2 protein-coding genes and 1 pseudogene are annotated in these 3,482 nt (G+C 72.7%); all 3 read right to left on the reverse strand.

Annotated features, from left to right (window positions below; translation table 11 throughout):
• Positions 1-1,681 (reverse strand): annotated as a pseudogene (locus VNR91_RS12820) (double-strand break repair protein AddB); the annotation flags it as partial.
• The gene (locus VNR91_RS12825; protein ID WP_325491163.1) at positions 1,674-2,372 is read right to left on the reverse strand and encodes a nucleotidyltransferase family protein; all 699 of its coding nucleotides are present in this window, start codon (positions 2,370-2,372) and stop codon (positions 1,674-1,676) included. The gene VNR91_RS12825 and the pseudogene VNR91_RS12820, both read right to left, overlap by 8 nt.
• Positions 2,373-2,431: 59 nt before the next feature.
• The gene (locus tag VNR91_RS12830; RefSeq protein ID WP_325491164.1) at positions 2,432-3,415 is read right to left on the reverse strand and encodes an aminoglycoside phosphotransferase family protein; all 984 of its coding nucleotides are present in this window, start codon (positions 3,413-3,415) and stop codon (positions 2,432-2,434) included.
• Positions 3,416-3,482: the final 67 nt, after the last annotated feature.

Here is a 3,482-nt window from a genome sequence, read left to right on the forward strand (position 1 = left end):
CGTCCATCAGCGTGCGCAGCAACGCCGGCAGGGTCGCCGGATCGATCAACGGCGGCCCGAGCGCGGCGCGCTCCTCCACCTCCGCGAGCAGTTCGGCGGCGGCGCGTCCCTCCGCGCGCGCCCATGCCGCATCGCCCGCCAGCGCCGTCGCCGCTTCGCGCACGCAGCCAAGCAGATCGACCAGCGGTTGGGCGCCGCCCGCGAACACCGCCTCGATCCCGGTCAGCAGCGCCCGCGCCTCGCTCCACCATTCCGCCGCGCGGCGTCCCGCCAGATGGCGGTCGAGCCCGTCCAGCCCCGCCGCCGGCCGCGGCCCACGCAGCGCCCGGTCGATCGAACGCGCGCCTTCCAGCCACGCCGGCCGCGCCTCGCCGCTTTGCACCAGCGGATGCTTGAGCAGCGCGAGCAGCGGCACCGGCGCAAATCGTTGCGCCCCGGCCTCCGCGATCGCCAGCAACAGCGTTCCCGGCGGGGTCTGCGACAGCGGCTGCCCCGCCGAATCGTCGACCGCGATATTCCACCGCGCGCAATGCGCCGCCACCCGCCGCGCCAGCGCACGATCGGGGGTGACCAGCGCGGCGGTGCGCGCGGGCGTCTCCAGCGCCTCGCGAAGCTTCAGCGCGATCGCCTGCGCTTCTTCCGCCGGGGTCGCCACCTCCAGCGCGCTCACCCCGGCCAGGTTGCGCTCACCCGGCTTCAGCGTCACCCAGTGGTGGGTCAGTTCGGCGGGGGCGAGCGCGGTGGCGATGGCGCGGCTACGCGCGGGCGGCGCGTCGATCTCGCTCGCCGCCTGCCACGTGCGGACCTCGCCGCGCCGCACGCCCATGCGATCGAGCAGCAGCTTGAGATGATATTGCGGATGCGTCTCCTCCGCGCGCTGGCGGCGGCCGCTGACCGGATCGGGCGCGAACGGCCCAAGCGCGTCCCACCCCTCCTCCTCCATCGCCAGATCGAGCCCCGGCAGCACCACCATGCCCTTGGGCAGCGCCGAAATGCTGCGCAGCATCCGCGCGATCGCCGGGGCGGCGGATGTCACCCCCGCCGCGCACAGGAACCCGGCCGGCGGCGCCTCGCGCCACGCCCGCCCCACGCGGTCGAGCAACCGCGCGCGCCGCTCCGCCAGGTCGATCCGCCCAAGCCGGACCAGCTCCTCCGGCCAGCGATCGAGCACCACCGCGAACGTTGCCAGCGCGCGTTCCCAATGCTCGCTCAGCGCGTCGACCAGGGCGATGTCGCGCAGCCGCCCCGGCGCCACCTCCTCGACCAGCAGTTGATCCAGCGTGCGCGCCAGGTCGCCCGCCAGCCGCACCGCCTCCGCGCCGTCGATCGCCGGATCGGCCTGCTGCACCAGCCGCGCCAGGATCATCCGCCGCGCCATCGGCGCCACCGCCGGCGGCACCGGGTCGTCATCGTCGGCGGGATCGAACAGCGCGCCCACCGCCTCGTCCAGCTCGGGGTCGCCGATCGCTACCATGCGGGGCAGCAGCAGCCCGCCACCGCTGGCACGGACGAACGCATCGGCGATCGCGCGGCGGGCGCGGTTGGTCGGCAGCAGCACGATGCCGCGCGCCAGCCCCATCGGTTCGCCGCCAAACCGGCGGATCAGCCCGGCGGCGAGCGCGTCGGCGAACGCCCGGTGCGGCGGGATGGTGTAGAGGTTGAGGCGGCGCGCCTCAGCCATCGCTCAATATGGCTTCCGCCGCCGGGATCGAATCGGGCTGGCCGATGTCGAACCACATGCCGGTGTGCGCCACGCCCCACGCGCGCCCGGCCTGGATCGCGCGATCCCAGAATATCTTGGTCGAGAACGCCTCGCCCGGCGGATCGGCGATCAGCCGCGGCGACAGCATCTGCACCCCGGTATAGACGAACGGCGCCACCCGCCCCGGCTTGCGCCAGCCGGTGATGCGGCCGAACGGGTCGAGGTGAAAATCGCCGCGCCCCTTGTGGCAATAGGCGCGCGCCAGCGGCACCAGCAGCAGCAGCGCGTCCATGCGATCGTCGTCCCACGCCGCCGCCAGCGCGCGGATCGCGTCGATCGGCCCGTCGAACCACAGATTGTCGCTGTTGACGCACAGGAACGGCCGGTCGCCCAGCAGCGGCCTGGCCTTGATCAGCCCGCCGCCGGTCTCGAGCAGCAGCTTGCGCTCGTCGGAGATGACGACGTCGATGTCCTTCACTCGCGCGCGCAGATGCGCCTCCAGCGCGTCGGCGAGATAGTGGACGTTGACCACCGCGCGGCGCACCCCGGCCGACCGCAGGTGATCGAACACATGGTCGATCAGCGGCCTTCCCGCGACGGAGACCAGCGGCTTGGGCCGGGTCGCGGTCAGCGGGCGCATCCGCTTGCCCAGCCCGGCCGCCATCACCATCGCGGTATCGGGCACCTGTCCGCCGGGATCGGGGCGCAGCGCCAGCGTGCGGGCGGTGCTCACAGGTGGTTGCCGACGATCATCGGGTCACCGCGTTTCTCCATCGGGATGTTGGCGTCGAACCACGCCTTGACCGGCGCCAGCACCGGCTGTTCCAGATCGTGGTTGAGGTAGCGCCACACGCGCGGGCACAGCGACGGATAGCGCGGCTTGCCGTCGCGCTGCCACAGCCGGGTGAAGATGCCGACGATCTTCGAATTCCGCTGCGCGCCCAGCACATGATAGGCATCGACGAAGTCCTGCCCGGCGCCGGTGGTGCGCAGGTACCGGTCGAGCAGCGCCTTCTCCAGTTCGGGATGCACGTCGCGGCGCGCGTCCTGCAACAGCGACACCAGATCATAGGCGGGGTGCCCGTCGAGCGCGTCCTGGAAATCGAGCAGCCCCATCAGCCCTTTTCGTGCGCCATGCTCGATCAGCATGATGTTCTCGGCGTGATAGTCACGCAGCACCGGCACGCGCGGCCCGCCCAGCGTCAGGTGGAACACCGCGTCCCACGCCGCGCGAAAGCCGTCGGCGTCCACCGCAAGCCCCACCGCCGGCGCATACCATTCGGGCACCAGCGCGGCCTCGCGGTGCAGCACGGCCGGGTCATAGGGCGCCAGCCCCGCCGGCCCCTGCCCGGCCAGCGCGACCAATATGTCGACCGCCTGTTCGTACAGCCGCAATTCGCTTTCCGGCGCGGCGTCGGCGATCTCGCGCATCCGGGCGTCGCCGAAATCCTCGATCAGCACCAGCCCCAGATCAAGGTCGCGCGCATAGATTTCCGGCGCGGCAAAGCCATGCGCGGTCAGCCATTCGGCGACGGCGATGAACGGGCGCGGGTCCTCATGCGGCGGCGGCGCGTCCATCAGCACCGCGCTGCGTCCCGGCGCGACCGCACGGAAATAGCGGCGAAACGACGCATCCCCGGCCAACGGCAGGATCTTCGCGTCGCCCCAGCCCGCGCGGGCAAGGAAATCGGGCGCCGTGGCGGGCGGGTTCATGTCGGCGGCCATCGGTCCCTCCATGCCGCCGGCACTTGGGCTGTCAAGCCGCGCGCGCCGTCGGGCG

Source organism: Sphingomonas sp. (genome assembly GCF_035555815.1).
In the GTDB taxonomy this organism is placed as follows: Bacteria; Pseudomonadota; Alphaproteobacteria; order Sphingomonadales; family Sphingomonadaceae; genus Sphingomonas.